19 protein-coding genes are annotated in these 20597 nt (G+C 72.2%); 6 read left to right on the top strand and 13 right to left on the bottom strand.

Annotated elements, in window-relative coordinates:
- Positions 1–75: 75 nt before the first annotated feature.
- The 3 genes from ACGFIQ_RS03485 to ACGFIQ_RS03495 form a co-directional block, all read right to left on the bottom strand.
- Positions 76–2067: a hypothetical protein gene (locus ACGFIQ_RS03485; RefSeq protein WP_393238532.1), complete on the bottom strand. Its 1992-nt coding sequence runs from the start codon at positions 2065–2067 to the stop codon at positions 76–78.
- Between the two features lie 41 nt (positions 2068–2108).
- Positions 2109–3605 carry an O-antigen ligase family protein gene (locus ACGFIQ_RS03490; protein WP_393240334.1) on the bottom strand — a complete coding sequence of 499 codons (1497 nt, stop codon included), beginning with the start codon at positions 3603–3605 and terminating at the stop codon, positions 2109–2111.
- Positions 3606–3697: 92 nt separating this feature from the next.
- The gene (locus tag ACGFIQ_RS03495; RefSeq protein ID WP_393238535.1) at positions 3698–4876 is read right to left on the bottom strand and encodes a hypothetical protein; all 1179 of its coding nucleotides are present in this window, start codon (positions 4874–4876) and stop codon (positions 3698–3700) included.
- 167 nt (positions 4877–5043) lie between these two features.
- Between ACGFIQ_RS03495 and ACGFIQ_RS03500 the strand changes: the two genes are divergently transcribed.
- From ACGFIQ_RS03500 to hutH, 6 genes are read left to right on the top strand one after another with little or no spacing between them, the layout of a single operon-like run.
- Complete coding sequence (locus ACGFIQ_RS03500) at positions 5044–5889, top strand: MurR/RpiR family transcriptional regulator (protein WP_393238538.1); 846 nt, start codon at positions 5044–5046, stop codon at positions 5887–5889.
- A 16-nt stretch (positions 5890–5905) separates the two neighbouring features.
- Positions 5906–7561, top strand: a complete 1656-nt coding sequence (gene hutU, locus ACGFIQ_RS03505; RefSeq protein ID WP_393238541.1) for a urocanate hydratase — start codon at positions 5906–5908, stop codon at positions 7559–7561.
- Complete coding sequence (locus ACGFIQ_RS03510; RefSeq protein ID WP_393238544.1) at positions 7558–8760, top strand: allantoate amidohydrolase; 1203 nt, start codon at positions 7558–7560, stop codon at positions 8758–8760. The genes hutU and ACGFIQ_RS03510 overlap by 4 nt, the downstream gene beginning before the upstream one ends.
- Positions 8751–10118, top strand: coding sequence for a formimidoylglutamate deiminase (locus ACGFIQ_RS03515; protein WP_393238547.1), 1368 nt, complete (start codon positions 8751–8753; stop codon positions 10116–10118). Before ACGFIQ_RS03510 ends, ACGFIQ_RS03515 begins: the two co-directional genes overlap by 10 nt.
- The gene (hutI, locus tag ACGFIQ_RS03520) at positions 10115–11311 is read left to right on the top strand and encodes an imidazolonepropionase (protein WP_393238551.1); all 1197 of its coding nucleotides are present in this window, start codon (positions 10115–10117) and stop codon (positions 11309–11311) included. The genes ACGFIQ_RS03515 and hutI overlap by 4 nt, the downstream gene beginning before the upstream one ends.
- Positions 11308–12846 carry a histidine ammonia-lyase gene (hutH, locus tag ACGFIQ_RS03525; protein WP_393238554.1) on the top strand — a complete coding sequence of 513 codons (1539 nt, stop codon included), beginning with the start codon at positions 11308–11310 and terminating at the stop codon, positions 12844–12846. The genes hutI and hutH overlap by 4 nt, the downstream gene beginning before the upstream one ends.
- Before the next feature lie 118 nt (positions 12847–12964).
- Here the strand turns inward: hutH and rdgB are convergent, their stop codons facing one another.
- The 10 genes from rdgB to clpS form a co-directional block, all read right to left on the bottom strand.
- Positions 12965–13582, bottom strand: coding sequence for an RdgB/HAM1 family non-canonical purine NTP pyrophosphatase (rdgB, locus tag ACGFIQ_RS03530; protein ID WP_393238557.1), 618 nt, complete (start codon positions 13580–13582; stop codon positions 12965–12967).
- Between the two features lie 106 nt (positions 13583–13688).
- A complete protein-coding gene (rph, locus tag ACGFIQ_RS03535; protein WP_393238560.1) occupies positions 13689–14414 on the bottom strand; it encodes a ribonuclease PH in 726 nt (241 codons plus the stop codon).
- Positions 14415–14423: 9 nt separating this feature from the next.
- Positions 14424–15593: a glycosyltransferase gene (locus ACGFIQ_RS03540; protein ID WP_393238563.1), complete on the bottom strand. Its 1170-nt coding sequence runs from the start codon at positions 15591–15593 to the stop codon at positions 14424–14426.
- Complete coding sequence (locus ACGFIQ_RS03545) at positions 15590–16735, bottom strand: glycosyltransferase family 4 protein (RefSeq protein WP_393238566.1); 1146 nt, start codon at positions 16733–16735, stop codon at positions 15590–15592. Before ACGFIQ_RS03545 ends, ACGFIQ_RS03540 begins: the two co-directional genes overlap by 4 nt.
- Positions 16736–16835: 100 nt before the next feature.
- Entirely contained in the window at positions 16836–17579 is a 744-nt protein-coding gene (locus tag ACGFIQ_RS03550; protein ID WP_357072165.1) for an MBL fold metallo-hydrolase, read from the bottom strand.
- Positions 17580–17803: 224 nt separating this feature from the next.
- Complete coding sequence (locus tag ACGFIQ_RS03555) at positions 17804–18769, bottom strand: PLP-dependent cysteine synthase family protein (protein ID WP_393238569.1); 966 nt, start codon at positions 18767–18769, stop codon at positions 17804–17806.
- Positions 18770–18780: 11 nt separating this feature from the next.
- Positions 18781–19173, bottom strand: a complete 393-nt coding sequence (locus ACGFIQ_RS03560; protein WP_393238572.1) for a MoaD family protein — start codon at positions 19171–19173, stop codon at positions 18781–18783.
- A 66-nt stretch (positions 19174–19239) separates the two neighbouring features.
- Positions 19240–19728, bottom strand: a complete 489-nt coding sequence (locus tag ACGFIQ_RS03565; protein ID WP_393238575.1) for a Mov34/MPN/PAD-1 family protein — start codon at positions 19726–19728, stop codon at positions 19240–19242.
- 52 nt (positions 19729–19780) lie between these two features.
- Positions 19781–20275 (bottom strand): DUF2017 domain-containing protein, encoded by a 495-nt coding sequence (locus tag ACGFIQ_RS03570; RefSeq protein WP_355033101.1) that lies wholly within the window; start codon positions 20273–20275, stop codon positions 19781–19783.
- A 2-nt stretch (positions 20276–20277) separates the two neighbouring features.
- Positions 20278–20568 carry an ATP-dependent Clp protease adapter ClpS gene (gene clpS / locus ACGFIQ_RS03575; RefSeq protein WP_139583456.1) on the bottom strand — a complete coding sequence of 97 codons (291 nt, stop codon included), beginning with the start codon at positions 20566–20568 and terminating at the stop codon, positions 20278–20280.
- Positions 20569–20597 lie beyond the last annotated feature (29 nt).

A 20597-nucleotide genomic window follows, 5' to 3' on the forward strand; every position in this document is an offset into this window, starting at 1 on the left:
CCCGCGCTGACCACAACCCGCGTGGGTTCGGGTGACGGCCGGGGCCCGCCGCTGGCCGGCCCCGGCCGTCACTCGTTACCGCACCTTGTAGATCTGGAACGTCGCGGCCGGGTAGCGGACCGTCTCGCGCAGTTCCAGGCACGGCTCGTTGAGCGGCTCCACGGTCAGCAGGTACCGGGCCTGGTGCTGGCGGAGGAAGTCGCCGCACGGCTCGGTGCTGATCTCGAAGTGGTCGGAGGTCCCCAACGCGTACGTGGTCGGCACGTTCTGGGCGGGATCCCGGTTGAACACGAACCAGACGTGGGCGTAGCGGTTGTAGATGAAGTCCTGCTCGCCCTGCGGGTCCGCCGTCCGCCACAGATCCAACTGCGGGTAGCCGTAGACGCCGGACAACGAGCGGGCGCCGTTCATGTAGGCGAAGTTCTGCACCCCACCCGACTCGATGGCCCAGGAGGCGTCGGGGTCTTCGGCCTCGATGGCTCGGATCGACTCCGCCAGCGGCGTACGGGTCAGGACCTCGGTGCCGCGGTACAGCGGGTGGATGAACGCCGTCATGGCGACCGAGAAGACCAGCAGAACGGCCGCGCCCCAGGCGAACCGCTTCCGCAGCAGCAGGAACACGACGAGTGGGATGGGGATCAGCGACAGGAGCAGCCCGCGATCCTGCATGTAGTCCGGGAAGGCCCGCTCCACGTCCAGGGTGAGCAGCGCCTGGGCGAGCAGCACGACGAGGGTGTACCCGATGACGAGCTTGCGGCTCGGCAGGCCCATGCGCTCGTCGAGCAGTCGCCGCACGAACAGGACCACCCCCACGAAACTGAGTAGACCGATGCCGATGAGCAGCCGTGCGTGCGGCACCAGGTTGAGGAACAGGATCTTGCCGAGCAGTTCCATGTCGGGGACGAACAGCCAGACCAGGGACCCCAGCAGCGTGATGCTGACCAGCAGCAGTGGCCAGTCGATGATCCGCTGGGCCCGGTACAGCTTGATCAGCAGGAACACGCTGGGCACTACCAGGAACGGGAAGACGAGCAGGAAGTTGGAGTTCTCGCTCTGGTTGCTCATCACCTTGTAGAGCTCGGCCTTGGCCGAGAACTGCAGGTTGAGACTGGTGTGCCCGGAGAAGAGGTGCACGAAGGCGAAGTTGCCGCTCTCCACGACACGCTTACCCGGGTAGGCCGTGTTCTGGATGGTCTCGATGGCTGTCATCCGGGTCGCGACGAAGGCACCGATCAGGGCGCCCGCGACCGCCAGCGACGCGACGACGACACCCAACTGCCGCAGCAGCAGCCGGCCCGGTAGCGCACGACGCTGCTCGATCAGGAAGCCCACGGCGAACGGAGCCACGGCCAGGGCGCAGGCCACCTGGAACGGCGGGTAGAGCACGAGCGCGAAGCAGGTGAGCACGTACGCCAGCAGCGCACCCCAGCCGACGGTGGTGAGCAACCGTTTCGACCGCATCAGGAGGATGAGCGCCGTGCCCGCGAACAGGGCGTAGTACATCGACGACAACGTGACGTACTGGTACCACCACTGGGCGAACGGGCTGAAGAACAGGGCCAGCCCGAGCCCGGCGGCGAACCATCGTTGCCCGGGCATCAGCGCCAGCACGAAGAAGTAGCAACTCAGGATGAGCAGGTAGCCCATCAGCCACCATTTGAAGGCGAACGCGAAGTCGAACGGCAGCACCAGGAAGGCCAGGTTGTGCGGTTTGAAGACCGCCGACCACTCCTTGTACGGGACGTCCCTGATCAGGGAGATGTCCTCCCCCTGCCCGACATTCGGGTTGATCCGGGGATAGTTGGCGGCCTCCTGGGCGACGGTGATCTGGGTGTTGACGTTCCACTCGTCGGCCCGGATCCCCTGTGGATTGTTGAACAGGAGGTCCGGATCCGGCTGCGTGCCGTAGAACATGGTGTGCACCATGCCCACCGAGGAGCCGTTGATCTGCAGGGCCGTCAACCCCAGCAGAACGACCGTGAGCAGGGCCGGAAAGAGCCAGATGCCGCGGACGAACCTACCGCCGGCACGCGTGGTCCGGCCACGGGGGCCAGTGTCGTCGTTCATTGGGGCCATTCTTTTCAGGGGGTTGTTGAGAGGTCGCGCGGTCAGTGACTGTGGGCGGCGCTGTCTCGCCCGGCGGCCCGCTGCCGCCCTGGCACCAGGCCCCGCAAGGCCCAGGACGATGCTCCTGGACCGCCGCCCGCGGCGCCCAGGCTGACCGCCAGGAGCAGGACGGCCACGGCGCTCAGCCACAGCCACACGTCGAAGAAGAAGATCTGCGCGGCGAACCCGACCATGATCAGTCGACCGGCCAGCGACCGGGAACGCCAGAACAACGCCAGCAGGAGACCGAGCAGGCTGAGCAGACCGACCAGGCCGAAGTTGTGCCAGATGGTCAGGTAGGTGTTGTCGAAGACCTGCGCCTGCCCGTCACCGATCCCGACGTCCTCCAGGTAGCGCACGCTGGACTCCGGGCCGTTGCCGAAGATGACTGTGGACCAGTCCCGGGTGATGCCGTCCCAGGCGACGGCGATGCGTTCGAAGCGGGCGCTCGCGCTGGCCGATCCCACCGGGTCGGACATCCGTGCTCCCGCCACGTCGACCGAGTCCACGGAGGATGTGGAGGGACTCGGCGACGGCTTGCTGCCCGGTTCGGTCGGGCTGACCCAGGTCGGCGGCGGCTCGGACGAGCCGACCCGGAACGTCGACGGATTGACCGCGACGGCGGCGAAGGCGACAACTGTGATGATGGCCCCGGTGGCCACGCCACGCCAGGCGATCCTCCGCACGTTCAGGAGCAGCCAGATCAGGAGCGCGAGGGCCGTGCCCACCCAGGCGCTGCGCGTGCCGGACAGCACCAACCCGATGAGGTTGGCGGTGAAGGGGACGTACCAGTACCTGCCCCGGATGGTCAGCGCCACGAGCGCCATGGCCATGGCGAAGGACCCGTAGACGATCGGGTGACCGAAGAACCCGGCCGCCCGGGTCGGGTCGAACACGGACGTGTACGTCCAGTCGTACGCGAACTGGTCGAAGAGCGGCCAGGTGCCGGTGAGGGTCTGGTATTTGGCGAGCGCGGCCACGGCCACGCTGACCCAGGTGAACACCTCGGCGATGCGCAGGATCAGCTTCGGGTCCCGGCGTGCCTCCTCGACGAGGTGCCAGGCCAGCACGCCGATGCACAGCAGTGGCGCGACACCGACGACCACCGGCTTGATGCCGTGCCAGTGCAGTACGCCCGCGAGGACGGCGCAGAACGGGAGCAGCAGCGCCGCACCGATCAGGCCTGGTTGCCACCCGTCCCGTTCGGCGCGGTGCAGCCGCCCCCAGCCGGCGAGGACGAAGAGGAGCAGCAGCAGCGAGTACGACGGGTTGGTCGGGTAACCGAGGTCGATGGTCACCGGGACCATGAACGCCACCGCGAAGATGGCCCAGGTGACCCGGACCGGCTTCAGCAGCACCCACCCCAGCAGGGCACCGGCGCCGATGGCGAGCGCGAGGTCCCACCTGCCGAGGACCAGGAACGCCACCGCCACCAACAGCAGGCACAGGGCGACGAAGCGCGCCGGGCGCCCCAGGCTGTTGAACCGGTCAGTCACCATGTGCACCGTGCGATCGTACGGAGCAGCCGCCGTCAACGGACGTCGGCCTCCATCGGTGTCGCTGCCCAGAGCGGGTGGCCGCACGCCGGGCCTCAACTGTACCGGCGCCACAGGTCTCGCAGCGCCTCCCAGTTGCCCGCGATGCCGGCCTCGCAGGGCGTCTCGATGACCAGGACACCGTTGGAGTCGTCCCGATTCCACCAGAGGCCGCAGTACGTCCCGGTCTCGACCTTGAACGCGTACTCCACGTAGCTGCCGGGCACGCCGGTCTTGCCGCCGGTCGTACGGGTCGCCTCCTTCAGCCCCGGGGCGATCGTCTGGGCAGCGAGGTTCAGCTCCTGGCGATGGGCGCGCGCCGCATCCCGCTGGGCCTGCTCCCGGAAGAGCACGAAGTGCAGTTGCAGTGCCCCGTCGGGGCAGTAGACGTGGCGCTCCTCGTTCGGAGGCAGATCCGGGCCGCCGTCGTCGTTGTAGACCACGCAACCGCTGACGTCGGCCAGCCATGGTTCGCCAAGCGGTGCCAGCTCGCCGACGAACTTCGCCTTGTTGATGGAGGCCTGGGTCGCCCGGAAGGGCGAGAGGGCTGTGCTTTCGGTCGGCGCCTTCTCCTCGTCACCGGACCCGCCGAGGGCGTACCCCAGGGCGCCGGAGACGAGGGCGATCGCCAGGCCACCGGCGACGAGGGGGAGCCAGCCGCGGCGCTTCCGGACGACCTGGACCGGCGCGATCCGCCGGCCGGGCATCCCGAACGGTTCACGGTCGAGCGGGACCGGCACGCCGGACGAGGGAGCCGCCGAGACCGGCGCGGACCATGGCGCCTGCGCGTACAGGGCGACCTGCTGGGTCGTCTCGGCCGGCGCGCCCGGGGCGGCGTCACCCGCCGGGCCCTGGCTCCAGGCGCCCGTCGACACCGGGGTGCCGCTCACCGGGGCGGTGGAGTCACCGAGCGACACGGTGGCGTCCTCGGCCCGGTAGTCCTGCTGAAGGAGTCGGAACAGTCGCTCCGGAACGTCCGGCTGGTCGCCCTCGTACGCCACCCACGGGTTGGTCGAGGTCAGGTCGGCCTCGGCGTAGGGGTGGCCGCCGGGCGCCCGGGACAACATCCCGACGGCCTGGGCGAAGGCCTCGCGCCAGCGTGGGTCCGTCGCCGCCGGCCCCTCCAGCACGACGACCGTCGCGGGGCGTTCCTGTCCGTCGACGGCGGCCCATGCCTTTCCCACCAGAGACCCGCCGAGCACACGGGTGAACCTGTAGGGACTTTCCGGCTGCATGCGCGCTCCTCCGTCGTCTCGCCGAGCGGATAGTACCGATCACCTCTGAATAAGGACTGCCCCGTGACGACGTGCCCTCGCACACCCTCCGGACGGCGCGGAACCGCACCGTGACGTCGGAGGACGCCACCTTGCCAGGTGAAAGATTCCATGCATAGAGTCGGCCTGTGAATGAAAGTGGTGCGCGCGGCACCGATCTGCTCGACCTGTTCGACGGGGTGCGGCTGACCCCCACCCAGCGCCGGATCGCGCACTGCCTCGTGCAGCACGCTCCCGCCGTGGCGTACCTGTCCGCCGCCGAGGTCGCCGAGCTGGCCGGGGTCAGCCAGCCGTCGGTCACCCGGTTCGCCGTCGCGCTCGGCCACGACGGATACCCGGCGCTGCGCCGCCGGCTGCGGGACCTGACAGTCGCGACGCCGGCCGGATCGGCGAACGCCGGCAACGAGCTACAGCAGGCGGTACGCGCCGAGATGGGCAACCTGGACCGGCTCGCCGGTCAGCTCGCCGACCGGGACCGGATCGCCGAGACCGGGCGGTTGCTCGCGTCCAGCCGCCCGCTGCCGGTGCTCGGCCTGCGCGCCGCCGCGCCGCTGGCCGCGTACTTCGCGTACTTCGCGGCGAAGGTGCACCCGGACGTACGGGTGCTCGACGACGGCGGCAGCCTGCTCACCGACCGCCTGGAGCAGGCGGCCGAGGCCGGGGCGTCGGCCCTGCTCGCCTTCGTCCTGCCCCGCTACCCCCGGGAGACGCTGGACGCGCTGCGCGACGCCCGCGACGCCGGGCTGACCGTCGTGGCGATCACCGACTCACCGGTCAGCCCCGCCACCGAGTACTCCGACGTGGTGCTGCCGGCGGCGGTCGGCACGCAGCTCGTCTTCGACCTGCACACCGCCCCGATGACCCTGGCCATGGTGCTGTTGCAGGCGATCTGCGACGCCGCGCCGGCCGACACCCAACGCCGACTGGAGGCGTTCGAGGCCTCCGCGGCCCGCCGTCAGTTGTTCCGCGGATGACCGGAGGAGACCCGAGATGACCCAGCCCGTCCGTGCCGCACGGGGCAGCCAGCTCACCGCCCGCGGGTGGCAGCAGGAGGCCGCCCTGCGGATGTTGATGAACAACCTCGACCCCGAGGTGGCCGAGCGCCCCGACGACCTGGTGGTCTACGGCGGCACGGGCAGGGCGGCACGGGACTGGCCGTCGTACCACGCGTTGGTCCGCACGCTTACCGACCTGCGCGAGGACGAGACGATGCTTGTGCAGTCCGGCCGCCCGGTCGGTGTGCTGCGGACCCACGAGTGGGCGCCCCGGGTGCTGCTGGCCAACTCCAACCTGGTCGGCGACTGGGCGACCTGGCCGGAGTTTCGCCGGTTGGAGCAGCTCGGCCTCACCATGTACGGGCAGATGACCGCCGGTTCGTGGATCTACATCGGTACCCAGGGCATCCTCCAGGGCACCTACGAGACGTTCGCCGCGGTGGCCGCGAAAAGGTTCGGGGGCGACCTCGCGGGCACGCTCACGCTGACCGCCGGCTGCGGCGGGATGGGCGGCGCGCAGCCCCTGGCGGTCACCATGAACGGCGGCGTCTGCCTGATCGTCGACGTGGACCGCACCCGGCTGGACCGTCGGGTGCAGGACCGCTACCTGGACGAGGTCGCCGACTCGCTCGACGACGCGGTACGACGGGTGCTCGCCGCGAAGCGGGACCGGCGTGCGCTCTCCGTCGGCGTGGTCGGCAACGCGGCGGAGGTCTTCCCCGAGTTGCTCCGCCGCGGGGTCGCCATCGACATCGTGACCGACCAGACCAGCGCACACGACCCCCTGTCGTACCTGCCGGTGGGGGTGGAGCTGGCCGACGCCCGGGACTACGCGCGGGCGAAGCCGGCCGAGTTCACCGACCGTGCCCGCGCGTCGATGGCGACGCACGTCGAGGCGATGGTCGGGTTCCTGGATGCCGGCGCCGAGGTCTTCGACTACGGCAACTCGATCCGGGGGGAGGCACAGCTCGCCGGCTACCAGCGTGCCTTCGACTTCCCCGGTTTCGTGCCCGCGTACATCCGGCCGCTGTTCTCCGAGGGCAGGGGCCCGTTCCGGTGGGCGGCGCTCTCCGGCGACCCGGCCGACATCGCGGCCACCGACCGGGCCGTCCTGGAGCTGTTCGGCGAGAACGAGCCGCTGGCCCGGTGGATCCGGATGGCCGGCGAGCGGGTCGCCTTCCAGGGCCTGCCGGCACGGATCTGCTGGCTCGGGTACGGCGAGCGGGACCGGGCGGGCGTGCGGTTCAACGAGATGGTCGCCTCCGGTGAACTCTCCGCCCCGGTCGTCATCGGGCGCGACCACCTGGACGCCGGCAGCGTGGCCAGCCCGTACCGGGAGACCGAGGCGATGGCCGACGGCTCCGACGCGATCGCCGACTGGCCGCTGCTCAACGCCCTGGTCAACACGGCCAGCGGCGCGTCCTGGGTGTCGATCCACCACGGCGGCGGGGTGGGCATCGGCCGGTCGATCCACGCCGGGCAGGTCTGTGTCGCCGACGGCACCGCCCTCGCCGGGCAGAAGATCGAGCGGGTGCTCACCAACGACCCGGCGATGGGCGTGATCCGGCACGTCGACGCCGGCTACGACATCGCCCGCGACGTCGCGGACCGCACCGGCCTCCGCACGCCCATGGCCGAAGGTGCCGCATGAGCGACGACCTTCCCGGCCGGTTCCGGGCCCTGTGGGACGAGATCGCGCCGGTCGGGCGCGACGCCGACAGCGGCGGCTATCTGCGGTACGCGTTGACCGAGCCGGAGCGGGAGCTGCGCGCCTGGTTCCGCGCGCAGGCCGAGCACCGCGCCCTGCCGGTCACCGAGGACGGCAACGGCAACCTCTTCGCCCACTGGGGTGACCCCGGGGGTGCGGACGCGGTGCTCACCGGCAGCCACTTCGACTCGGTGCCGCACGGTGGGGCGTACGACGGGCCGCTCGGCATCGTCAGCGCGTTCCTCGCCGTGGACGAGTTGCACGCTCGCGGCGTCACCCCGGACCGGCCGCTGGTGCTTGCCGCGTTCGTGGAGGAGGAGGGTGCGCGCTTCGGCGTACCGTGCCTGGGGTCTCGTCTGCTCACCGGGGCGCTGTCACCCGACCGCGCGGCCGGCCTGCGCGACGCGGCCGGGGTGAGCTTCGCCGAGGCGCTCGGTGACCGGCCGGCGGGCGCCCGCCCGGAGTTGCTGGGCCGGTTCGGCGCCTTCGTGGAGTTGCACGTCGAGCAGGGCCGCGCGCTGGCCGAGACGGACGCGCCGGTCGCGGTGGCCAGCGCGATCTGGCCGCACGGCCGGTGGCGCTTCGACGTCGTCGGCGAGGGCAACCACGCGGGTACGACCCTGATGACCGACCGCCGCGACCCGATGCTCACCTACGCGTTCACGGTGCTGGCGGCCAACAAGGAGGCCCGGCTGCGCGGCGCCCACGCCACCGTGGGCCGGGTCGCCGTCGAACCCAACGCCACGAACGCGATCCCGTCGAAGGTGACGGGTTGGCTGGACGCCCGCGCCGCCGACCCGCAGACGCTCACCGGGCTGGTCGAGGCGGTGTGGGGCAAGCTCACCGAGCGGGCCCGCCGCGACGGTACGGTGGTGACGGTCACCGAGGAGTCGGCGACGCCGCTCGTCGCCTTCGACGGGGGCCTGGCCGAACGGCTGGCCACGCTGCTGGACGCGCCGGTGCTGCCGACCGGCGCGGGGCACGACGCCGGGGTGCTGGCCGCGCACCTGCCCACCGCGATGCTGTTCGTGCGCAACCCGACCGGGGTGTCGCACTCCCCCGCCGAGGCCGCCACCGACGACGACTGCGCCGCCGGGGTACGCGCGCTGGCCCGGGTGCTCCAGGAGCTGACATGCCGCTGACACCGACCCGCTGGCTGGCCGAGTACGCCTGGCTGCCCGAGCACGCCGAACCCACGCCCGACGTGCTGATCGAGGTCGAGGACGGCCGGATCACCGCGGTCACGCCGCTGGCGGGGGCCGGCGGCCCCACCGCCGGAGTGGAGGTGCTGGGGGACGCCACCCGGCTGCCCGGCCTGACGCTGCCGGGCCTGGCCAACGTGCACTCGCACGCCTTCCACCGGGCGCTGCGGGGGCGTACCCACGGCGGGCGGGGTGACTTCTGGACCTGGCGGGACCGGATGTACGCCGTCGCGGACCGGCTGGACCCGGACACCTACCTGGCCCTGGCCCGGGCGGTGTACGCCGAGATGGCGCTCGCCGGGATCACCGCCGTGGGCGAGTTCCACTACCTGCACCACCGGCCCGACGGCGGCGCCTACGCCGACCCGAACGTGCTGGGTGCGGCGCTGGTGGAGGCCGCCGCGCACGCCGGAATCCGACTCACCCTGCTGGACGCCTGTTACCTGACCTCCAGCGTGGACGGTCGACCCCTCGCCGGGCCGCAGCGGCGATTCGGCGACGGCGACACGGCCCGCTGGGCCGAACGGGCGGCGGCGTTCCAGCCGGCGGACCCGCACGTCCGGGTCGGCGCGGCCGTGCACTCGGTGCGGGCGGTCCCGGCCGACCAGCTCCGTACGGTCGCCGACTGGGCCCGGGACCGGCGGGCACCGCTGCACGTGCACCTCTCCGAGCAGCCCGCCGAGAACGACGAGTGCCGGGCCGTGCACGGGCGAACGCCCACCGCGCTGCTCGCCGAGCACGGCGTGCTCGGGCCGGGCACCACCGCCGTGCACGCCACCCATCCGACAAGCGCCGACCTGACCCTGCTCGGTGAGAGCCGGACCGGGGTGTGCCTCTGCCCCACCACCGAGCGGGACCTCGCCGACGGGATCGGCCCGGCCCGGCGGATGGCCGACGCGGGGATCCGGTTGAGCCTGGGCAGCGACAGCCACGCCGTGATCGACCTGTTCGAGGAGGCCCGCGCGGTGGAGTTGGACGAGCGGTTGCGGACCCGCCGGCGCGGCCACTTCGCGCCGCTGGACCTGCTCACGGCGGCCAGCGCCACCGGGCACGCCGCGCTGGGTTGGGACGACGCCGGCCGGATCGCCGTGGGCGCCCGCGCCGACCTGGTGACGGTCCGCCTGGACAGCGCCCGCACCGCCGGCGTACCGCCGGTGGGGGTGTTCTTCGCGGCCACCGCGGGGGACGTCGAGCAGGTGCTCGTGGACGGCCGGGTGGTGGTGGCCGAGGGCCAGCACCTGAGCGTGGACGTGCCGGCCGAGCTGACGGCCGCCATCGAGGCGGTGATACCCGCATGAGCAGTCTGCTTGTCGACGGCATCGGGGAGCTGGTCACCAACGGTGCCGGCGAGGGTCCGCTGGGCATCCACCGCGACGCCGCCGTGCTGATCGAGGAGGGCCGGGTGGCCTGGGTCGGGCCGTCCGCGTCCGCCCCGGCCGCCGACCGGCGGATCGACGCCGGTGGGGCCGCCGTGCTGCCCGGCTTCGTGGACAGCCACGCCCACCTGGTCTTCGCCGGGGACCGGGCCGCCGAGTTCGCCGCCCGGATGGCCGGTGAGCCCTACACCGGCGGCGGCATCCGCACCACGGTCCGCGCGACCCGGGCCGCCACCGACGACGAGTTGCGGGCCACCGTGCGCCGGCTGCGCGGGGAGGCGCTGCGCCAGGGCACCACGACCATGGAGATCAAGAGTGGGTACGGGCTGACCGTCGCCGACGAGGCCCGCTCACTGCGGATCGCCGCCGAGTTCACCGAGGACACCACCTTTCTCGGCGCGCACGTGGTCCCCGCCGAGTACGCCGACCGCCCGAACGACTACGTGGGGCTGGTCTGTGGACCGATGCTGGCCGCCGCCGCACCGCACGCGAAGTGGATCGACGTGTTCTGCGAGCGGGGCGCCTTCGACGTGGACCACGCCCGGGCCATCCTGGCCTGCGGACAGGCCGTCGGGCTCGGTGTGCGGGTGCACGCCAACCAACTCGGCCCCGGACCGGCCGTGCAGCTCGGCGTGGAGCTGGGCGCGGCCAGCGTGGACCACTGCACCTACCTGTCCGACGCCGATGTCGACGCGCTCGCGTCCTCCCTGGTCGACTGCATGTGCCACGAGGGTCCGCACACCACCACCGTCGCGACCCTGCTGCCCGGCGCGGAGTTCTCCACCCGCTCGCCCTATCCGGACGCGCGCCGGCTGCTCGACGCCGGTGTGACTGTCGCGCTGGCCACCGACTGCAACCCCGGCTCGTCGTACACCTCGTCGATGCCGTTCTGTGTGGCCCTGGCGGTCCGTGAGATGCGGATGACCCCGGCGGAGGCGGTCTGGGCCGCCACCGCCGGTGGCGCGCGGGCCCTGCGCCGCGACGACGTCGGTGTGCTCACCCCCGGCGCGCGGGCCGACCTGGTCGTGCTGGACGCCCCCTCCTACCTGCACCTGGCCTACCGGCCCGGTGTCCCCCTGATCCGCCAGGTAATTCGCAACGGAGTAACGCCATGACGACCGTGACCATCCAGCCCACCGGGATCTCCGCCGACGACGTTCTCACGGTGGCCCGTGGCACCGCCACGATCGTCCTCGCCCCGGCCACCATCGAGGCGATGGCGACCAGCCGGGCCATCGTGGACGGCATCGAGTCGTCCGGCCGTCCCGTCTACGGGGTCTCCACCGGGTTCGGCGCGCTGGCCAACACCTTCGTCGCCCCGCAGCGGCGGGCCGAGCTGCAACACGCGCTGATCCGCTCGCACGCCGCCGGGGTGGGCGCGCCGATGCCGCGCGAGGTGGTCCGGGCCATGATGCTGCTGCGGGTCCGGTCCCTGGCCCTGGGTCGCTCCGGGGTCCGGCCGCTGGTCGCCGAGGCCCTTGTCGACCTGCTCAACCACGACATCACCCCGTGGGTGCCGGAGCACGGCTCGCTGGGCGCCTCCGGTGACCTGGCACCGCTGGCGCACTGCGCGCTGGTGCTGCTCGGTGAGGGCTGGGTCCTCGGGCCGGCCGGCGAGCGGCAGGACGCGGCCGACGCGCTGAGCGCCGCCGGGCTCACGCCGATCGAGCTGGCCGCCAAGGAGGGGCTGGCGCTGATCAACGGCACCGACGGCATGCTCGGCATGCTGCTGCTGGCCATCCACGACGCGGCGCACCTGTTCGCCATGGCCGACGTGACTGCCGCGTTGGCCATCGAGGCGATGCTCGGCTCGGAGCGCCCGTTCCTGCCCGAGCTGCACGCCATCCGGCCGCACCCCGGTCAGGCGGCGTCGGCGGCGAACATCCACCGGCTGCTGCAGGACTCCCGGGTGATGGACTCACACCGCGACGACCTGGCGCACGCCGTGCAGGACGCGTACTCGATGCGGTGTGCACCGCAGGTGGCCGGCGCGGCCCGGGACACCCTGGACTTCGTCCGCACGGTCGCGGGCCGGGAATTGGTGTCCGTGGTGGACAACCCGGTCGTGCTGCCGGACGGGCGGGTCGAGTCGACGGGCAACTTCCACGGCGCGCCGCTCGGGTTCGCGGCGGACTTCCTCGCCATCGCCGCCGCCGAGGTGGGCGCGATCGCCGAGCGACGGGTGGACCGGCTGCTCGACGTCACCCGTTCCCGGGAACTGCCGGCGTTCCTGTCCCCCGACGCCGGTGTCAACTCCGGGCTGATGATCGCCCAGTACACGGCGGCGGGGATCGTCGCCGAGAACCGTCGACTGGCCGCCCCCGCCTCGGTGGACTCGTTGCCCACGAGCGGGATGCAGGAGGACCACGTCTCGATGGGCTGGGCGGCGGCCAAGAAGCTGCGTACCGTCCTGGACAACCTCACCAGCCTGCTGGCGGTCGAGTTGCTGGCCGGCGTACGCGGCCTGCAACTGCGCGCCCCACTGGAGCCGTCACCGGCCGGCCGGGCCGCCGTCGCCGCGCTCGGTCCGGCGGCCGGCGAGCCCGGCCCGGACGTGTTCCTCGCCCCGGTGCTGGAGGCGGCCCGCGCCGTCGTCGCCGGGCCCGAGTTGCGCGCCGCCATCGAACGGGAGGTCGGCCCGCTGGGCTGACCTCCGTCGGGTCGCTGTCGCCCGCCGCGGGTCAGGCGGCGGGCGGCAGCACCTCGCGTCGCCCGTCAGACGGCGGGCGGCAGGGCCTCGCGCCCGTCAGGCGGCGGGCGGCAGGGCCTCAGGCTGCGGGCGGCAGGACCTTGGCGACCAGCTTGGCCAGCTCGCGCAGCGCCTTGCCGCGGTGGCTGATCGCGTCCTTCTCCGCCGGAGTCAGCTCGGCGTTGGTCCGGTCCTGTCCGTCGCCCAGGAAGATCGGGTCGTAGCCGAACCCGCCGTCGCCGCGCGGCGCGCGCAGCACCCGCCCGGACTGCCGGCCGTCGACCAGGTGCTCCTTGCCGCCCGGCAGCACCAGCGCCACCGTGCAGACGAACGAGGCCGCCCGCTGCCCGTCCGGCACGTCGCCGATCTGGTCCAGCACCAACTGGAGGTTGGCCCGGTCGTCACCGTGCCGACCGGACCAGCGGGCGCTGAACACCCCAGGCATCCCGTTGAGCGCGTCGACCGCGAGCCCCGAGTCGTCGGCGATGGTCGCCAGGCCGGTCTGCCGGCAACCCTCCCGCGCCTTGATCAGCGCGTTCTCGCCGAAGGTCAGGCCGGTCTCCGGCAGCTCCTCGTACTGCTCGACGTCGTCCAGCCCGAGCAGTGCGATCCGCTGCGTGCCGAGCGCGCCGTCCAGAATCCGCTGGAGTTCGACAAGCTTCTTACGGTTACGGGTGGCGAGCAGGACCTTGTTCATGCTGAATCACCTTTGTTCGCGACTGCGGGGCTCGCAAGCTCACTCCTCGCGCTCACCGCAACACCTTCGTTCGCGACTGCGGGGCTCGCAAGCTCACTCCTCGCGCTCACGCGAGTGCCTTGCGCTGGGCTTCGGCCAACTCCGCGCAACCCGCGACGGCCAGGTCGAGCAGGCTGTCGAGCTGGTCGCGGGCGAACACGCCCGCCTCGCCGGTGCCCTGCACCTCGACGAAGTCACCCGCACCTGTGCACACCACGTTCATGTCCACCTCGGCGGCGACGTCCTCGGTGTAGCAGAGGTCCAGCCGTGCCTCGCCGGCGATGATTCCCACGCTGACCGCCGACACCGACCGGTGCATCACCTTCTCCGGCTTGCCGGCCAACGCCTTGCGGGCGGCGAGCCAGCCCACCGCGTCGTGCAACGCCACGTACGCGCCGGTGATCGCCGCCGTGCGGGTGCCACCGTCGGCCTGGAGCACGTCGCAGTCGAGCACTATCGAGTTCTCGCCGAGCGCCTTGAGGTCGATGCCGGCCCGCAGGCTGCGGCCGATCAGCCGGGAGATCTCGTGGGTACGGCCACCGACCCGACCCTTGACGCTCTCCCGGTCGGAGCGGGTGTTGGTGGCCCGGGGCAGCATCGCGTACTCGGCGGTCACCCAGCCGAGCCCGGAGCCCTTGCGCCAGCGGGGCACCCCCTCGGTGACGCTCGCCGTGCAGAGCACCCGGGTGCCGCCGAACTCGACGAGCACCGAGCCCTCCGGATGGGTGCTCCAGCCTCGGGTCAGGGTCACCGGTCGAAGTTGATTGGGCCCTCGCCCGTCAGGTCGCGCCATCCCTGCACCTTATGCGGTCCGGCGATCCACCTCGCTCGGGGTGCCCCGGGGAACCTCCGCGCCGTGCACCCGGAGGAACCCGGCGACCGCTGCCGGCCAGCCGAACTCCTCGGCCCGTTCCCGAGCGACCCGCCGCCGCTGCGCCGTCGGCCGGTCCGCCAGGCGGGTCACCGCCCCGGCCATCGACTCCCCCGAGCCGTACGCGGCCAGCCCGGCAGCTCCGACCACCTCGGGCAGGGCACTTGCCGCGTTGACGACGACCGGGGTGCCACAGGCCAACGCCTCCAGCCCGGCGAGCCCGAAGGTCTCCACCGGGCCCGGCGCCAGCACGACGTCCGCGCTGGCCAGCAACGCGGCCACCGTGACGCGGTCCGGCAGGAAACCGGTGAACGTGACCGGCAGTCCCGTCGCCCGACGGGCCAACGCGCCGCGCAGCGGGCCGTCGCCGGCCAGCACCAGCACCGCCGGTACGCCCATCCGGCGCAGCTCGGCGAGCGTCTGCACCGCCAACTCCGGCCGCTTCTCCGGCGACAGCCGGGCGCAGTGCACAAGCAACAACTCGCCGGGGTCTGCGTAGCGGGCGCGCAGCCGCGGGTCGGCCCGGTCCGGGTGGAAGGTGTCCAGGTCCACCCCGAGCGGCACCAGGTCCACGTTGTCCGCGCCGATCCGGTCGAACTCCTCGGCCGCCCACCGGGTCGTGCAGACGATCCGGTCGTACGCCCGGCTGGTGGCCCGGTTGAGGCGGTCGGCGGTCGGGCGGCGCAGCGCGTCCGGCACGCCCCACTGGCCGAGCAACCCGGTCAGCGACTCGTGCGACACCATCACCGACGGCACCCCGTGCACCCGCGCCCACCGGCCGGTCCAGCGCAGTGACAACCGGTCGGAGACCTCCAACCGGTCCGGTGCCAGGTCGGCGAGCAGCCGGGCCAGCCGGCGTCGACCGGCGAGCAGCCGGTAACCGCCACTGCCCGGCACCTCCGGGCCGGGCAGTGTGATCACCCGCCCCCACGGGTGCGACTCGTCGGCGGCGGCGCGGCCGGGTATCACCAGCACCGGATCGTGCCCGGCCGCCCGGTAGCCCTCCCCGAGGTGCCGCAAGGCGGTCCGCAGGCCGCCGGAGCGTGCCGTCACGAAGTTGGCGAGCCGCACGATCCGCAGCCCGCCCGCCGCGCCGGTCACGACGCGGCCGGCAGGCCGACGGCGGCGGCCACGGCGCGTACCGCGTGGTAGTGCCCGATCAGCTCGTCGCCGACGGCCGCCCAGCTACGTCGACTGACCGCGACCCGGGCGGCCAACCCGTAGGCCCGCCGCCGATCGGCGTCCCCGGCCAGGTCGGCGACCGCGGCGGCCAGCGCGTCTCCGTCGTTCGGCGGCACCAGCAGCCCGGTCACCCCCTGGTCGACCAGGTCGACCGGGCCACCGCTGGCCGGCGCCACGACCGGCACCCCGGAGGCCAGCGCCTCCTGGATGGTCTGACCGAAGGTCTCGTGCGGGCCGGTGTGCACGAACAGGTCCAGGCTGGCGTAGAGCCGGGCCAGTTCCTCACCGTGCTGTACGCCGAGGAACGTCACCCGGGGCAGGTCCCGGGCCAACTGGCGGCAGGCCGGACCGTCACCGGCCACCACCACCCGCACCCCGGGCAGCCGCGACGTCGCCGCCAGCAGCTCCACCCGCTTCTCCGGGGCGAGCCGCCCGACGTAGCCGATCAGCAGCTCACCGTTGGGTGCCAGCCGCTCCCGCAGCGCCGCACACCGCTTTGCCGGATCGAAGCGGACGGCGTCGACGCCCCGGCGCCACAGCCAGATCCGCTGCACCCCGTTCGCGATCAGGTCGGCGGCGGCGCGGGTGGACGGGGCGAGGGTGCGCTGCGCCGAGTTGTGGATCTCCCGGAGCCGGCGCCAGGCCGCCGCCTCACCCCAGCCCACCCGGTACGCCCGCGCGTACGCCGCCACATCGGTCTGATAGACCGCCACCGTGGGCAGCCGGTGCCGGCTGGCCAGCGTGGCCGCCCGTGCGCCGAGGACGAACGGACTGGCCAGGTGCACCACGTCCGGCTCGGCCGACAGCAGCGCGCCGGTCAACCGGCTGGTGGTCGGCACGCCCAACCGGAAACCCTGATAGCGGGGCAGCGGCACGCTGGGGATGCGCACCACCGGGTACGGCAGCCGGTCGATGCCCCGCCGGCCGGCGCCGGGCGGGGCGGGCGCGATGACCACCGGCTCGTGGCCCTGGTCGAGTAGGTGCTCCGCCGTACGCACCACGGAGTGCGCGACGCCGTTCACATCCGGTGGGAACGACTCGGTCACGATGGCGATCCGCATGCCCACACCGTGCGGGTGGCACGGGTGCGCCAGACAACCGTCTGTTGACCAGGCGGCGAACAGTGCCGCACAACACCGCGGCCCGGCCCGCCCCAGCGGGTCAGATGTCGTAACTCGCGCCGGGCCGAACCACGTCGATCGGCCCGGTGTACGCGCCGGCGGCCGACTCCAGGGTGTGCGCCTCACTCCCCCAGGCGGGCACCAGGTGGGTCAGCAGGAGCCGACCCACCGCTGCCTTGGTCGCCGCCTCACCGGCCTCCCGGCCGGTCAGGTGCAGATCCGGCGGATTGTCCATGCCATCGAGGTAGCTGGCCTCGCAGAGGAAGACGTCGGCGTCCTGGGCCAGCCGCAGCAGCGCCGCGCAGGGCGCGGTGTCCGAGGAGTAGCACAACGACCGGCCGCCGTGCTCCAGCCGCACGCCGTACGTCTCGACGGGATGGTTGACCCGGTCGACGGTGACCGCGAACGGGCCGATCGGGAAGGTGCCCGGCTGGAGGGCGTAGAACTGGTAGACGTCCTCCACTGAGCCGTCGTCGCCGTACGCGGCGCTGAGCCGGTCCGGTGCGCCGGCGGGCGCGTACACCGGCAACGGTGGATAGGGGCCGTCCGGGGCGTACCGGCGCACGACCACGTACAGAACGGCGTCGAACATGTGGTCGCAGTGCAGGTGGGTCAGCAGGATCGCGTCCGGGGCGTGCAGTCCCGCGTACCGCTGGAGGCTGGACAACGAGCCGGAGCCGAAGTCGACAAGGAGCCGGAAGCCGTCAGCTTCGACGAGATAGGCCGAGCAGGGCGACTCGGGGCCGGGAAAACTGCCGGCGCTGCCCAGGACGGTCAGTCGCATCGAGTCGTCTCGCTGTCACTGTCAGTAGCATCCGTGTCGGCCATTGCCTCAGCCATGATCTCTACCGACGCGTACGTCACGCTGCGCAGCCTACGCTGGGGCACCGGGCGGCAAGAATCATCCGCCGGAAGTTGTCACGAACGTGACACACACTCACGGTGCGGGTGGATGCGCTACGGGCCGTCGACGCACGTCGACGGCCCGTAGCGGGAAGACCGGTGCGGTCAGGCCCAGAGCTGCCCTTCCAGGGCGTCCTCGGCATCGGCGAGCGTCCCGCCGTACGCGCCGGTGGACAGGTATTTCCATCCACCGTCGCAGACCACGAAGGCCACGTCGGCCCGCCGACCGTCGCGGACCGCCTCGTGCGCCACCGCCAGCGCGGCATGCAGGATGGCACCCGTGGAGAAGCCGGCGAAGATGCCCTCCACCTCCACGAGTTGGCGGGTACGCAGCACCGCGTCCCGGGTGCCGACCGAGAAGCGCCGGGAGAGCACCGAGGCGTCGTAGAGCTCCGGCACGTAACCCTCGTCGATGTTGCGCAGGCCGTAGACCAACTCGCCGTAGCGCGGTTCGGCGGCCACGACCTGAATGCCCTCGACCTTTTCCCGCAGGTAGCGCCCGGTGCCCATCAGGGTGCCGGTGGTGCCGAGCCCGGCCACGAAGTGCGTGATGTTGGGCAGGTCGTGCAGCAGCTCCGGCCCGGTCGTCTCGTAGTGCGCCCGCGCGTTGGCCTCGTTGCCGTACTGGTAGAGCATCACCCAGTCGGGATGCTCCGCCGAGATCTGCTTGGCGGTGACGACCGCCTGGTTGGAACCACCCGCTGCCGGCGAGAAGATGATCTCGGCACCGTACATCCGGAGCAACTGGACCCGCTCCGTGGAGACGTTCTCCGGCATCACGCAGACCAGCCGGTAGCCGCGGAGCTTGGCCACCATCGCCAACGAGATGCCGGTGTTGCCACTCGTCGGCTCGAGGATGGTGTCACCCGCCCGGAGCCGGCCAGCCTCCTCCGCCGCCCGGACCATGAACAGCGCCGCGCGGTCCTTGATGCTGCCGGTGGGGTTGCGGTCCTCGAGCTTGGCCCAGAGCCGCACCGGCGGGGCACCGTCGGGCACCGCCGGCGAGAGCCGGGGCAGGCCGACCAGCGGCGTGCCCCCACAGGCGTCGAGCAGGCTTTCGTACCGCGCCACGGCGGCCGCCCTCAGCTGGCCGCGACGGCGGCGTGCCCGCTGGCCGCCACTACCGCGGCGCTGTGCGAGCTGATCGCCGCAGCCGCGGCGCTGTGCGAGCTGATCGCCGCAGCCGCGGCGAAGCCGAACGCGCCGCCGGCCACGGCCGGCAGGATGGTGACGCTGTCGCCGTCGGAGAGCTTGGCGTCCAGTGCGCCGAGGAAACGGACGTCCTCGTCGTTCACGTAGACGTTGACGAAACGGTGCAGCGTGCCGGTCTCGGTGATCAGCCGGCCGCGCAGGCCGCCGTGCCGGGAATCCAGGTCGGTGAGCAGATCGGCGAGGGTGTCGCCGGCGCCGTCGACGACCTTGGCGCCGCCGGTGTAGTTGCGCAGGATGGTGGGGATGCGAACCTCAATGGCCATGATGTCGAACTCCTCGATCGGGTGTGCCTACGGTGACGGGACGAGACGAGTGCGGGGGCTGACGGATCAGCGGCCGGAACACTCGTAGTCGACGGTCGCCGGGCTCTGCCCGAACATGTAGGACTGGACGGCATGCGGGTCGACCCCGGCCTCCACGATCTGGACCGGCTCCTCGGCGACCACGCCGTCGACGATCCGGAACGACCGGATCTCCTCCGAGTCGGGCTCGCGGGTCGAGACGAGCAGGTAGTGCGCGCCCGGCTCACCGGCGAAGGAGACATCCGTCCGCGACGGGTACGCCTCGGTGGCGGTGTGCGAGTGGTAGATGACGACGGGCTCCTCGTCCCGGTCGTCCATCTCCCGCCACACGCGCAGGTGCTCCATCGAGTCGAACTCGTAGAAGGTCATCGACCGCGCGGCATTGTCCATCGGGATGTGCCGGGTCGGGGTGTCGCTGCCGACGGGACCGGCGACCACGCCGCACGCCTCGTCGGGGTGATCCCGGCGCGCGTGGGCGACGATCGCGTCGATGATCGACCGGTCGATGCTCAGCACGTGCACCAGCCTAACGCCTGTCGGGCACGGGCCGAAGTGGTGCCGGTCACGCTTAGTCGATCAAGGCGTTGAGCAGCGACTCCTGCAAATATCCGAGGTACGCGTAGACCGAAAGCTGGAACACCCGGCTGGATCCCGGGTCCTCAGCGACCGCGTCGTCCAACTCCTCGCCCAGGTCGGTGCCGTCCTTGATCTCCAGACGGACGCCCATCGCGAGCCGGGCGTCGTTGAGCGCCCGCAGCCACGCCTCGGCCGCCTCGGCGTCCAGCCGCACCTCACCGCCGGCGTCGTCCGGCAGCGCGGCCAGGATCGCCCCCGCCTGATCGATCTTCGCGGTCTTCAGGTCACCCTCGGTGTAGCGGCGGAACTCGGCCGTCCCGGGAGCGTCCTGCGGATAGACCGCCGGGAAGAGCCGACCGACGACCGGGTCGGTGTGGTCGAAGCCGTCGGTGAGCAGGCCAACCACCTCGGAGGCGACCTTGCGCAGCACCCGCACCTCGTCGACGGCGAAGGTGGCGACGTAGCGGCCGGCCTGCCGGCGGAACATGCTCACGACTTGTCCACCGTCGCCCACAGCCCGTACGCGTGCAGCTGCGACGCGTCGTGCTCCATCCGCTCCCGTGCACCTGTGGAGACCACGGCACGGCCCTTGTGGTGCACGTCCAGCATCAACTGCTCGGCCCTCTCCCGGCTGTAGCCGAAAAGCTTCTGGAAGACCCAGGTCACGTACGTCATCAGATTGACCGGGTCGTCCCACACGATCGTCACCCATTGCCGGTCAGCCGCCGGCACCTCGTCAGTGTCCGGCGTCTCGACCGGTGCAACCTGTGGAGCCGCCATACCCCCCATCGTGCCACCGGTTTCCCGGA

Origin of the sequence: Micromonospora sp. NPDC048898 (assembly GCF_043198035.1) — a bacterium.
Classification (GTDB): Bacteria; Actinomycetota; Actinomycetes; order Mycobacteriales; family Micromonosporaceae; genus Micromonospora.

Excerpts from the sequence above, each read along its gene's own strand:
- ACGFIQ_RS03510 (WP_393238544.1), top strand. The coding sequence starts at position 7,558 with ATGAGCGACGACCTTCCCGGCCGGTTCCGGGCCCTGTGGGACGAGATC.
- ACGFIQ_RS03560 (WP_393238572.1), bottom strand. The coding sequence starts at position 19,173 with ATGGCCATTGAGGTTCGCATCCCCACCATCCTGCGCAACTACACCGGC.
- hutH (WP_393238554.1), top strand. The coding sequence starts at position 11,308 with ATGACGACCGTGACCATCCAGCCCACCGGGATCTCCGCCGACGACGTT.
- ACGFIQ_RS03550 (WP_357072165.1), bottom strand. The coding sequence starts at position 17,579 with ATGCGACTGACCGTCCTGGGCAGCGCCGGCAGTTTTCCCGGCCCCGAG.
- clpS (WP_139583456.1), bottom strand. The coding sequence starts at position 20,568 with ATGGCGGCTCCACAGGTTGCACCGGTCGAGACGCCGGACACTGACGAG.
- ACGFIQ_RS03485 (WP_393238532.1), bottom strand. The coding sequence starts at position 2,067 with ATGAACGACGACACTGGCCCCCGTGGCCGGACCACGCGTGCCGGCGGT.
- ACGFIQ_RS03495 (WP_393238535.1), bottom strand. The coding sequence starts at position 4,876 with ATGCAGCCGGAAAGTCCCTACAGGTTCACCCGTGTGCTCGGCGGGTCT.
- ACGFIQ_RS03570 (WP_355033101.1), bottom strand. The coding sequence starts at position 20,275 with ATGTTCCGCCGGCAGGCCGGCCGCTACGTCGCCACCTTCGCCGTCGAC.
- ACGFIQ_RS03545 (WP_393238566.1), bottom strand. The coding sequence starts at position 16,735 with ATGCGGATCGCCATCGTGACCGAGTCGTTCCCACCGGATGTGAACGGC.
- hutI (WP_393238551.1), top strand. The coding sequence starts at position 10,115 with ATGAGCAGTCTGCTTGTCGACGGCATCGGGGAGCTGGTCACCAACGGT.
- rph (WP_393238560.1), bottom strand. The coding sequence starts at position 14,414 with ATGGCGCGACCTGACGGGCGAGGGCCCAATCAACTTCGACCGGTGACC.
- ACGFIQ_RS03490 (WP_393240334.1), bottom strand. The coding sequence starts at position 3,605 with ATGGTGACTGACCGGTTCAACAGCCTGGGGCGCCCGGCGCGCTTCGTC.
- hutU (WP_393238541.1), top strand. The coding sequence starts at position 5,906 with ATGACCCAGCCCGTCCGTGCCGCACGGGGCAGCCAGCTCACCGCCCGC.
- rdgB (WP_393238557.1), bottom strand. The coding sequence starts at position 13,582 with ATGAACAAGGTCCTGCTCGCCACCCGTAACCGTAAGAAGCTTGTCGAA.
- ACGFIQ_RS03515 (WP_393238547.1), top strand. The coding sequence starts at position 8,751 with ATGCCGCTGACACCGACCCGCTGGCTGGCCGAGTACGCCTGGCTGCCC.